9 protein-coding genes are annotated in these 9,903 nt (G+C 42.7%); 6 read left to right on the top strand and 3 right to left on the bottom strand.

Going from position 1 to position 9,903, the window contains the following annotated elements:
• Positions 1-346: 346 nt before the first annotated feature.
• Together R7P72_RS04100 and R7P72_RS04095 are read left to right on the top strand one after the other, a co-directional pair.
• Positions 347-1,108 (top strand): hypothetical protein, encoded by a 762-nt coding sequence (locus tag R7P72_RS04100; RefSeq protein WP_005374276.1) that lies wholly within the window; start codon positions 347-349, stop codon positions 1,106-1,108.
• A 103-nt stretch (positions 1,109-1,211) separates the two neighbouring features.
• The gene (locus tag R7P72_RS04095) at positions 1,212-2,243 is read left to right on the top strand and encodes a hypothetical protein (RefSeq protein ID WP_025768076.1); all 1,032 of its coding nucleotides are present in this window, start codon (positions 1,212-1,214) and stop codon (positions 2,241-2,243) included.
• Between the two features lie 157 nt (positions 2,244-2,400).
• Here R7P72_RS04095 and R7P72_RS04090 read toward each other — a convergent pair whose 3' ends face one another.
• Both R7P72_RS04090 and R7P72_RS04085 read right to left on the bottom strand, forming a co-directional pair.
• Entirely contained in the window at positions 2,401-2,757 is a 357-nt protein-coding gene (locus tag R7P72_RS04090) for a YibL family ribosome-associated protein (protein ID WP_005374274.1), read from the bottom strand.
• 85 nt (positions 2,758-2,842) lie between these two features.
• Positions 2,843-3,838: a 2-hydroxyacid dehydrogenase gene (locus R7P72_RS04085; protein WP_318110378.1), complete on the bottom strand. Its 996-nt coding sequence runs from the start codon at positions 3,836-3,838 to the stop codon at positions 2,843-2,845.
• Positions 3,839-4,080: 242 nt separating this feature from the next.
• Between R7P72_RS04085 and R7P72_RS04080 the strand changes: the two genes are divergently transcribed.
• Entirely contained in the window at positions 4,081-4,563 is a 483-nt protein-coding gene (locus tag R7P72_RS04080; RefSeq protein WP_005374271.1) for a murein L,D-transpeptidase family protein, read from the top strand.
• Positions 4,564-4,598: 35 nt separating this feature from the next.
• Here R7P72_RS04080 and R7P72_RS04075 read toward each other — a convergent pair whose 3' ends face one another.
• On the bottom strand, positions 4,599-5,309 hold the full coding sequence (locus R7P72_RS04075) for a glycerophosphodiester phosphodiesterase family protein (RefSeq protein WP_318110377.1): 711 nt from the start codon (positions 5,307-5,309) through the stop codon (positions 4,599-4,601).
• A gap of 229 nt (positions 5,310-5,538) precedes the next feature.
• Here R7P72_RS04075 and R7P72_RS04070 point away from each other — a divergent pair, with 229 nt between their 5' ends.
• From R7P72_RS04070 to R7P72_RS04060, 3 genes are all read left to right on the top strand, one after another.
• Positions 5,539-6,204, top strand: a complete 666-nt coding sequence (locus R7P72_RS04070) for a response regulator transcription factor (protein ID WP_017635544.1) — start codon at positions 5,539-5,541, stop codon at positions 6,202-6,204.
• On the top strand, positions 6,204-7,577 hold the full coding sequence (locus R7P72_RS04065; protein ID WP_005374264.1) for a sensor histidine kinase: 1,374 nt from the start codon (positions 6,204-6,206) through the stop codon (positions 7,575-7,577). Before R7P72_RS04070 ends, R7P72_RS04065 begins: the two co-directional genes overlap by 1 nt.
• 207 nt (positions 7,578-7,784) lie before the next feature.
• Positions 7,785-9,878, top strand: coding sequence for a TonB-dependent siderophore receptor (locus R7P72_RS04060; RefSeq protein WP_213907109.1), 2,094 nt, complete (start codon positions 7,785-7,787; stop codon positions 9,876-9,878).
• Positions 9,879-9,903: the final 25 nt, after the last annotated feature.

The raw sequence follows: 9,903 nt of genomic DNA, 5'->3' as shown, positions 1-9,903 counted from the left end.
AAGCACCGGTCTTGAAAACCGGCATACGTTAATAGCGTATCTAGGGTTCAAATCCCTATCTCTCCGCCACTTTTAAAAAAACCGCTGTTCTTACAGCGGTTTTTTTGTATCTGCTGTTTTTTAACCGCTGTTATCGAAACTTCTAATTGATTTTTCTCTAGCTCTTTCTCCAAGTTTTTGCGTACCTACTTTGGGTTTAGTTTACGCAGTAATACCTTCAATCGAAGACATTTCCATACGTCTCATTTGGGCTTCAAATAGAGCTTTCTTAAGTCTCAACGTGGGATGCTTAAACGCATTTTGATAGAGTTCCAGTCTAAATACTGCGGATGCACTTGGAGAAAAAATGAAGCTACTTTACTGGTTAGATGAATGGCAAGCTCTTACTCAACAAGAACAAGAGATGGCTTTACCTATCTCTGGCTACGATTTACTTGATGATGTGTTTGTGAAGTATGAACTCGTCGATCTTAACAAGCCATTGTTGTTTACATTTTCTCCTTCCGGTACTGATGTGCAGGTACAAGATTTAACTCCGGATTTTTCTCCTTGGGGCTACGAGCTCGGAATACAACAACAAGTAAACATTATTGCCTTTCAACATTTAGGACAAAGTAATTGGTTCCGTAGTCGGAATTTGATTTTCTTTCTGGAGCAGCTATCTGAGTTGCTTCATCCCTTCAAATGTCGTTTGGGTTATGGGCAAAGTCGAGGTGGCTTTGCAATTGGCGCGTTCGCTAACTTGCTGAAACTAGAACATCTTTTGTTGTTTTATCCTGTTAGCACTAAAAATAAAGCGTTAGTGCCTTGGGATGATCGGCCGAGTACTGAGCTTGCTCAGCAGTTTGCTTGGGAAAGCGGCTACCATGATCGAGATTTGGGCAATGCCAAAGGTTATATTATTTATGACCCATCCAATCGCATTGATCGTCTTCATGCTGAACGTTATCCAGAGCTTACCCATTTAAAAGTCGTCGGTATGGGACACGGCACTCAATCCACACAATTAGATAAATTAGAATTTTTTAATCTGGTGGCGCAGGAGTTTGTTCGCCATCAAACCTTAGATATTGACCAATTTAATAAGCAAATTCACGCTTTGTTTTAAAAGAGGACTGATATCAGAGTCCCCTGTAACCAGGGGGAGATGATCACACACTAAAAACTAGATTTTTAACACAATTGCTAGGCGCAATTTAGATGGAGGATTAATGAAGTTACTGTACTGGTTGGATGAATGGCTGGCTCTTTCTCGTGAAGAACAGCAAACCAGGCTACCGATGTCCGGGGAGGACTTACTTGATGATGTATTTGTTAAGTATGAGTTTGTCGACCGCAATAAACCGTTGTTGTTCACCTTTTCCCCTGCTGGTACGAATCTACAAGTACAGGACTTACACTCAGACTTTGCGCCTTGGGGTTATCGCTTAGCCCAGAAACAAAAAGTAAATATTATTTCATTTCAGCATCTTGGGAAAAGTAACTGGTTTCGCAGCCGTAATTTGATTTTCTTTCTAGAGCAGCTATCAACTTTACTTGAGCCTTTTGAATGTCGTTTAGGTTATGGGCTTAGCCGCGGTGGTTTTGCTATTGGTGCCTTTTCCAATCTATTAAAGTTGGATCAAGTATTGATGTTTCACCCGGTCAGCACAAAAAACAGAGTTTTGGTGCCATGGGATGATAGGCCAAGTACTGAACTAGCCCAACAATTTGATTGGGAAGGAAAGTATCACGACCTTGACCTTGGCGATGCAAAAGGCTACATCATTTATGATCCAACTAATGAAATCGACCGCCTTCACGCCAAACGCTACCCAGAGCTCACTCACTTAAGAGTCTTCGGGATGGGACATGGTACCCACGCGACGTATTTGAATAAATTCGGTTTTTATAAGCAAGTGGCTGTAGACTTTATACGTTATCAGAAGATAGATATAGCGCAGTTTCGTCATCAGACTAAAACGCTGCGATTAAAAGAAGATTACTATCAGTGCCTTAACAAGGCGAATGCGAGTTCACAGCATCGTTTGAACTTACTGAGTACCGCTCATAATGTGTTAATTGAAGAAAAGAAAGAACATGTGAAGGAGCATCAAGCGCAAATCGATATTCAGCCACTTGTTGATATTGCGATGAAGCATGAGCATGACAATCCGCAAGATGCAGTACAACTTTTGGAAGTGGCTCAGCAGTTAGTTCCGAATGACCCCGTTGTGGAGCACAAGTTGCAGCAACTGTCGTAGGCGAGTAATGCAGACTGGCATTTTGAATTTGGTCAGTGGCTTTTGTCGCTGGCCTTTTTAAGAGCTTATGGGTTGATATTTCGATGAAATTTAATGAAGCAGTACAAAATAAAAAGCCCAAGCAAATGCTTGGGCTCCATAAATGTTAATGCGAGTTTTAAAACTCTTTTGGCGCAAAGCCTGTCATCACATCAAGGCGAAGTTCTTTACCAACTTTTGTTAATGGGTGAACGATTACTAAGCCGCGTACGCGTTTTTTCAGTTTGCCGATGTCCGCTTGTTCTGCTTTGGTGATTTCACGAGAGAAAGGCATATCAAGTAAGCTTTTACGTTCTTTGTTCAGCTCATAGTTTTGCTTGTGCTTTAACTGGTTAAGCTTTTTGGTAAGCTGTTCTACTTCATCCGTGAACTTTGTAATCATTTCGTGATCACCACGAGAACGTGCCGCATCAAGTTTACGTTGGCATGTATCTAAACGGTTGTGCAGCTTTTGAATATCAGTTTTTATGCTCATGGTAATTTGGCTCAAATTTTAAATAGTCGAGAAGTATAGCATAGCTGAGATCACACGCTCTACTATACTTCTCGATTGTCTGGCTTTAGTTAATCAGTTCATTGCCCGATACGTTACCAGAGAAAAAGGCTCCGACGTTATCAAGCGTCACAGAGGCAATATTATTAAGTGCTTCGTGAGTCAAGAATGCTTGGTGGCCAGTAAACAGCACGTTATGACAAGCCGATAAACGGCGGAAAACATCATCTACAATGACATCGTTAGATTTATCTTGGAAGAATAAGTCTTTTTCATTGTCATACACGTCTAGGCCAAGCGCACCAATCTTACCTTGTTTCAACGCTTCTATCGCCGCTAGTGAATCTAGCAACTCGCCTCGACTGGTGTTAATGATCATTACACCATCTTTCATTTGCGCGAAGGCTTTTTCGTTCAATAAGTGATAGTTTTCTTCACTCATTGGACAATGGAGAGAGATAACATCCGCATTAGCGTAGATTTCTTCAAGCGAACAGTAACGGGCTCCTATTTCTAGTGCTAATGGATTTTCGTAGGGGTCGTAGCAAAGCAGTTCCATGCCAAGCCCTTTGAAGATACGCATCGTCGCGATACCAATCTTACCCGTACCAATAACACCAACGGTTTTTCCGAAAAAGTTAAAGCCAACAAGACCTTCTAGCGAGAAGTTGGCGTCACGTGTCCGTTGGTAGGCCTTGTGAAGACGGCGGTTTAGGCACATCATTAAACCAACCGTGTGCTCTGCCACTGCTTCTGGTGAGTAAGCTGGAACTCGAACCACTTGTAAGCCTAGTTCTTTGGCTGCTTGTTGATCAACTTTATCAAATCCCGCGCAGCGCATAGCAATAAGCTTGGTCCCGCCTAGAGAAAGCTGTTTAAGAACGGGAGCTGAAAGATCATCATTAACGAACGCACATACGACATCACTGCCGTGCGCCATCTTGGCTGTTTTTTCGGTTAGTCGGAAGTCGTGATAGTGAAATTCAAAATCGCGGTTATTTTTAATTTTATTAAAAGAGGCTTCGTCGTAGGATTTTGCACTAAAAAAAGCAATGTTAATCATGGTTCCCTCTCAAAAAGTACGGACTTTATAAATAAATATGCTTATAAAGTAATGCAACTTAGCCGCAATGAATAGAGAAATCTTCTCTTTGACTTTTGTTGTATCAAACAACAACAAGAAGTACGCCTTTCAGCGAGTGCTATCTTACGGTTCCGCATTAGATACTGTTTGCTTTACGAGCATTAACTGACTAGCATTATCGCTCTTCTCTTGTTCACTTTATTAGCTTAGGCGTTACGACAATGTCAGTAAAATGGTTCTCTATGTTCTTGTGTTGTGTGTTTGCTTCGGGCACTCACGCAGCTGTTGACCTTGTTAAAGTCGACAAGTCTAAGCGTCGAATGTATTTGATGGAACAAGGAGCAGTGCTAAAAGAATACCGAATTGCTTTAGGAGCGAACCCGCAAGGACATAAACAAGAAGAGGGAGACAATCGCACGCCAGAGGGCGAATACACTCTAGATTATGTTATAGAGGACTCTGCTTTTTATCGTTCTGTGCATATCAGTTACCCTGATGCGATTGATACGTTGGAAGCGAAGCGCCGAGGTGTGTCCCCTGGAGGGAACATCAAAATTCATGGCTTAAAAAACGGTGAGAGTCAGTTGCCGATTTACATCCAAAGTTTTGATTGGACTAATGGGTGTATTGCGATTACCAACGAGGAGATGGACGAATTTATCCAGCTTGTCGAGATGGGGACACCAATTCAGATTGAGTGGTAATAAAAGGTCCCCTTTAATGTTCTGGCTCTTATAGGCTATGGCATAAAGCGCTGTGGATGATCACTAAAAATACCGACTAATTGAGGTAGGTATTTCAGTTTATTTGGATTGTTCACCGTATAGCACATCACTTTGTAACCGGCTTGTTGGAGTTTGTTTATCTGGCGAGTACGAACCCAGTTAATATTTAGGTTGCAGCTATAGGCACTAACTTCTTCCAAAAGGCGTTTATCTTTTCTCGTAAAGAATTCACTTAACACACCCAATCGGTAGCCACTGCAGTATTTGTGCATCGCTCTAATGACGTCATGACTAAAGCTCGATAGGAGTACATTCTCTTGCGGCATTGGACTTTTTGTTAACGCATTGGCGAGAGTCTGCGCCACTTCTTCCGCTGGATGGTTGTCTACTTTAACTTCGATATTCAAGTTAAGCTTATTCTCAGTAGCTAAAGTGAGCAGTTCATCTAGTGTCACGATCTTCTCGCCTGAAAAGTCTGTGCTAAACCAACTACCGAAATCTAATGCTTTTAAGTCTTCCAGGGTGAGCTCATCAACACGCCCTTGTCCATTGCTGCATCGATTGACGGTATGATCATGGCAAACCACTAAAACATTATCTTTGGTAGGCTGTATATCCACTTCCACCCACTTCAACCCCAGGTCAATGGCTGCCTGAATGCTTATTTTTGTATTCTCAGGGTATGAACCTGCCACGCCACGGTGACCAATTAATAACGTTTCCATTCGCTTTATCTTTTGCTTTGCGGTTGCCAGATTGTACTCGTTTTTTCTATGAAGATATATCTAGGTGCATATTGTTAGGAACCTTTAGTAAAAGTGAACATTAAACTCTAATGGCACGTTGCTGCTTCTTGGACTGAGTCCTGTGGACTTAAAGCATTAGAGTGTTAGTTGTTTAATTGGTAAATGAGTAATAAAATGCGAACCATTTTTATTTGAATGGTGAGTGGTAATGTCACGAGTTTTGATAGTCGATGATGACGTTCCTTTGTGTGAGCTGTTAGAAGCGGTTTTGCAAGAGGAGGGCTACATCGTCTCTTCTGTACATTGCGGTGAAAGTGCGCTGCAATATATGGAAAAAACGCCTGTAGATCTTGTATTGCTTGATGTCATGTTACCAAACCTTAACGGTATGCAAGTTGCTCGTAGGATCTGTCAGCGCTTCGCGACACCTATCCTAATGCTTACCGCTCTCAACGATGAAAACTCGATGCTTGATGGTTACCAAGCGGGGGCCGATCAGTATATCGGAAAGCCCTTTAATGTCGCTGAGCTTCTAATGCGCATCAAAGCGATTCTTCGTCGTGTTGGCTTGGAACGTCAACGTCAGACGATGTGTAGTACCGTTCAAACGATCAGTGACCAGCTTAATAGCTTACCCCTCACAAGTACGGAAGCTGAACTATTGAGCTACTTGGTAAAAAACCAAGGAGTCGTGATTTCAAAAGCAGAGCTTCAAACTGAAGTGTTAAAGAAAGAGCTGAGTCCTTTTGATCGCAACCTTGATATGCACATCAGTAACATACGTCGCAAGTTAGTTGAAGCGGGGCTTTCCAAGCAACATATCAAAACCTTCCGTGGCAAAGGTTACAGTTATTTAGAGGCTGTAAACTGTTAATGAAGCTCCGGTGTCCACCTTTTATTGCAAAACGTAAAGACAGCTTAGCGTTCAAGTTATTTAGTTGCATGACCGCAATTGTCATTAGCATTTTGGTCGTGCAATCCTTAGCGGAACAAGCTCTGGTGAAAGCCATGTTGAAAGTGCCCGATAGTGTGCGAGAAGAAATGCTAGACCTTGCACATCAAGCTAACGTATTGATTGAGCACGGAGACATGGACGAACTTGCTGACTGGGCAAATGCGCAAAACTTTTATTTATTTGTGTTGAATGAACATCAGCAACCAGTTACGCACCGTCTGATGCATCCGCACTTCGAGTTCAAACTTCAATTTAAGAGAAGCATCGATGATCAACTTGAGGGGAAAGTGAATCGCCCCATCATCAATATTCCTTTAGTTCATGGCAATACTTTAGTGATTCAGTTGCCACATCGACTGCACCCTGCAAATGACTTCATTCTGTATTTCTCTATTCTCAAAGTCGTGATTGCAGTGGTTATTTTGGCGCTCTTTTCACTGCTAATGGCACGTAACTTACAGCAACCATTGGATCGATTGAGAGAAGCAAGCAAAAAGCTATCTAATGGCGATTTTAATGTCAGTGTCGTGAAAGAGCTGAAGTCGAGCACGCGTGAGTTTAACGAGTTAGCGCAAGATTTCGATCACATGACGCAACAGATTCATTCTCTCGCTGAAAAGCAGCGACTGCTTATAAGAGATGTCTCTCACGAATTGAGAACGCCGTTAGCGAGGCAGAACTTGGTTCTGCATCTTTTGCGAAAGCGTGTTGGAGAAAGTGAGCAAAGTCTAGTGACAAGGTTAGAAGATGAAGCAAAAGAGCTAAACCATTTGATCAGCGATATATTGGAGTTCAGTCGCTTGGAAAATGCGCGCTTCGACAAAGCCACGAAACGCTGTGATTTAGAAGTTTTGCTCTCCCCGCAAGTAGAGCGTTGCAAAATAGATTTGAAGTCAGAACAGACGTTGTCTTTCCGCTCAGAAGCTGTATGTGCTAAAGCTTTTTGTGAAGAAACGCTCGTCATTCGTTGTTTGAACAATCTTATTGGTAATGCCATTAAATATTCAGGACAAGCATCTCAGATAGAAGTTTCTCTGGAAAATTATGTCAAAGAAGGGCAGCAGTTCACCATCATGTCAGTATCTGATGATGGGCCTGGTATTCCAGATAACAAGCTGGTCGATATTTTTGATCCGTTTACGCGCTTAGATGCTTCTAGAGATAAAAAGCTTGGTGGCTACGGTTTAGGTCTTGCGATTGTCAAAGAATCCATGCGTATTATGGGTGGAGCAGTTACGGCGAAAAACCGTGAGCAAGGTGGTCTGAGGGTTACTTTAGTGTTCAAGCAATAAGTATGATTAAGTTGTAACTTTTGTGACTAAAGTCACATTATAATGGCGCATCATCAGAGAGTACTTTACAAAAGTTTGCAAATGCAAAGAATGTAAATTTAATGCAAATGGTAATACTTATCACTTATATTCACCCGCGAAATAATTAAGAGGGAATCGCATTCAACAAGTATGTGACCCGAAAAATAATAATCGGAGTGAAAGGATATGTTTACTAAGAGCCATTTGGCGTTAGTGATCGGTGCAGTGTTAGCAACACCTGCAGTGGCGGAAGTTCAAACAGACGAACATGTAGTTGTAGAAGGTCGAGAGTTCGGCTACAAGGCAGATACAAACAGTACAGCAATGCGCATGGAAATGACGCAGCTGGAAACGCCGGGACAAGTAGCGGTTATCGATGAAACGGTAATTGATGAGCAGCGTGCAAGTACACTTGGTGAAGTGCTACGTAACGATGCAAGTGTTAGCGCGGGTGGTACAAGCCGTAACCGCGAACGTTTCTCTCTACGTGGTTTTGAACTTAGCAGTTCAGACGGTTTTCTTCGTGATGGTCGTCAACACTGGTCACACTACCGTCAGCCAATTGAGCTTTTAGAGCGTGTTGAAGTGCTTAAAGGTCCATCAGGTCTGCTATACGGTAAATCTGAGCCGGGTGGTTTGGTAAACATGGTTTCGAAAAAACCAACAACTCAAACACAAGCAAGTTTGAGTCAAGATCTAGGTTCGAATGATCACTCACGCACTGTGCTTGATGTGAGTGGCGCGCTAAATGATGCAGAGACACTGCGTGCGCGCGCAATTTTTGCCAAAGAAAGCTACGGCTCTTGGCGCAGATACGGTGATGGCACTGAGCCTAAAACAGATCGTACGGTAGCGGGCTTAGTGGTTGAGTACGACATCACCGACAACTTTATGGTATCGGCTCATTACGATCGCACGAAAGACGATGGTAGCGTAGACTCTGGCGCATACATTGTTGATGGCAAAGCGGTTCGCGGTGATAAGTACATTTGGGATGCGCAGTGGTCTGAAATTGATAACGAAGTAGAAAACTACGGTGTCGATATTAATGCGCAAGTCACGGATAACGTGAACGTAAAAGCAGGTTACAACCGTCAAGACTTTAAGCGTTTTGATGTGGAGTCTTACCCAGGTTTCGAAACTTATGACCAAGATACTAAGATCGACCATTCTGGTAACGAACGCAAAGATAATTGGGTGTTTGATACTGCATATATAGATGTGACGACGGACTTTTCTTTGTTTGGTACAGATAACACGTTTTTGGTAGGTGCGAACTACCTAGAGTATACCTATGACCGTTTCCAAAAGTATTACAACCCTATAAGTATAGAAGCCGGTCAGACAGTGCCTCGTCCTGGCTACTCTGGGAAAGTTAAACAGTCCACAAGCGAGCACGACACTTGGGGTATCTACGCGCAAAATATGATGACGATTAATGACTACTGGCAAGTGCTTGCAGGCGTTCGTTATGACGAAAAGCGTGATGATGAACTGACCGAAAACCAAGTTTCTCCAAAGTTAGGTGTGATATTCCACCCATCGACGAATGGCTCGGTTTACGTTCAGTATTCTGAAAGCTTCATGCCTCAAGGTGAAGTCAGCAACGGTAGTCGTACCTACATCAATGAAGGTGAGAAACTCGACGCTGAGCGTGGTATCTCTTACGAGATCGGAACTAAGTGGGAACTGTTTGATCAGCGTTTATTTGTATCTGGTGCTGTGTTTGATATCACATTAGAGAACATGTCGCTGGATGTTGAAAGTGGTAAAGATACTAGTAATAAAGTTCTACATAAGAAAACTCAAGGTGGTGAGCAAGTACACAAAGGTGCTGAGCTAATGGCCCAAGGTTTTGTGACCCCTGAGTTGTCGCTAACCGCTTCTGCAATGTACTTGGATGCAGAGCTTAAGAAGGCAGAAAGATATGAAGGCAACCGCCCTGTAGATGTGCCAGAGTTTTCAGCAAGTCTATGGTCTAGCTACAAGGTTCAGGACAATACGAACCTAAACCTTGGTTTGATTTATGAAGGTGATCGCTACGGTGATGCGGCGAATACCTTCAAGAAAGATGGCTACGCTCGCGTTGATATGGGCGTGTCATACAAACATAAGTACGATGAAAACTTGGATATCATTGCTCGATTCAATGTCGAGAACTTATTCGATACCGACTACTTCGCAGGTGGTGGTAGCACGAATAGCGAGCAAAAAGGTGCGAGTGGGGTTGTGGTTGGAGAAGGCCGCAACTACATGGCAACAATCCAGTTCAAGTACTGATAACAATTTGATTATTAAAGGGGAA

This window comes from Vibrio sp. Vb0888, from assembly GCF_033338835.1.
GTDB lineage: Bacteria > Pseudomonadota > Gammaproteobacteria > Enterobacterales > Vibrionaceae > Vibrio > Vibrio alginolyticus.
The sequence above is the reverse complement of the archived record's forward strand: the minus strand, read 5'-3'. Positions and strand labels throughout refer to the sequence as shown.

What these genes read in the sequence shown, in the direction of transcription:
- R7P72_RS04065 (WP_005374264.1), top strand. Translation starts at nt 6,204, where the DNA reads ATGAAGCTCCGGTGTCCACCTTTTATTGCAAAACGTAAAGACAGCTTA.
- R7P72_RS04070 (WP_017635544.1), top strand. Translation starts at nt 5,539, where the DNA reads ATGTCACGAGTTTTGATAGTCGATGATGACGTTCCTTTGTGTGAGCTG.
- R7P72_RS04060 (WP_213907109.1), top strand. Translation starts at nt 7,785, where the DNA reads ATGTTTACTAAGAGCCATTTGGCGTTAGTGATCGGTGCAGTGTTAGCA.
- R7P72_RS04080 (WP_005374271.1), top strand. Translation starts at nt 4,081, where the DNA reads ATGTCAGTAAAATGGTTCTCTATGTTCTTGTGTTGTGTGTTTGCTTCG.
- R7P72_RS04095 (WP_025768076.1), top strand. Translation starts at nt 1,212, where the DNA reads ATGAAGTTACTGTACTGGTTGGATGAATGGCTGGCTCTTTCTCGTGAA.
- R7P72_RS04100 (WP_005374276.1), top strand. Translation starts at nt 347, where the DNA reads ATGAAGCTACTTTACTGGTTAGATGAATGGCAAGCTCTTACTCAACAA.
- R7P72_RS04075 (WP_318110377.1), bottom strand. Translation starts at nt 5,309, where the DNA reads ATGGAAACGTTATTAATTGGTCACCGTGGCGTGGCAGGTTCATACCCT.
- R7P72_RS04090 (WP_005374274.1), bottom strand. Translation starts at nt 2,757, where the DNA reads ATGAGCATAAAAACTGATATTCAAAAGCTGCACAACCGTTTAGATACA.
- R7P72_RS04085 (WP_318110378.1), bottom strand. Translation starts at nt 3,838, where the DNA reads ATGATTAACATTGCTTTTTTTAGTGCAAAATCCTACGACGAAGCCTCT.